The 342-nt window shown below is 40.6% G+C and carries 1 protein-coding gene; it reads left to right on the top strand.

The annotated features are described in order from the left end of the window. Positions 1–257: hypothetical protein (locus UYC_RS0132000; protein ID WP_026087715.1), on the top strand; the 257-nt coding region annotated here is incomplete at its 5' end. Positions 258–342: the final 85 nt, after the last annotated feature.

The raw sequence follows: 342 nt of genomic DNA, 5'->3' as shown, positions 1-342 counted from the left end.
AGTTCAACGTCCAAGAAGTTGATCAAAACGGTAAAGCATTTGGTGGTAGCCAAGTAATCAACAATGCTGAGTTGAAGAACAACCAACAACTAATCAAACTCAAAGATGGACGTTATTGCTACAGCGGTTCTGGTGGACAATTCTCTGCTCAGAGAGTGAATCAAACAGGTCAAGCTGCTTTTGATAGCACTGTTGTTAACAATGCAGAGTTAGCATCTCGTCAACAAGAAGTTAATATCGCTAGCTGCCACTACTAAAACTCACATGAAATCGGGATGATGCTAATGAGCACATCCCCAACTCAAAAACTGGCGTTGTAAATAACGCCAATTCCAAAAACAA

It is taken from the genome of Chlorogloeopsis fritschii PCC 6912 (genome assembly GCF_000317285.1).
In the GTDB taxonomy this organism is placed as follows: domain Bacteria; phylum Cyanobacteriota; class Cyanobacteriia; order Cyanobacteriales; family Nostocaceae; genus Chlorogloeopsis; species Chlorogloeopsis fritschii.
The sequence above is the reverse complement of the archived record's forward strand: the minus strand, read 5'-3'. Positions and strand labels throughout refer to the sequence as shown.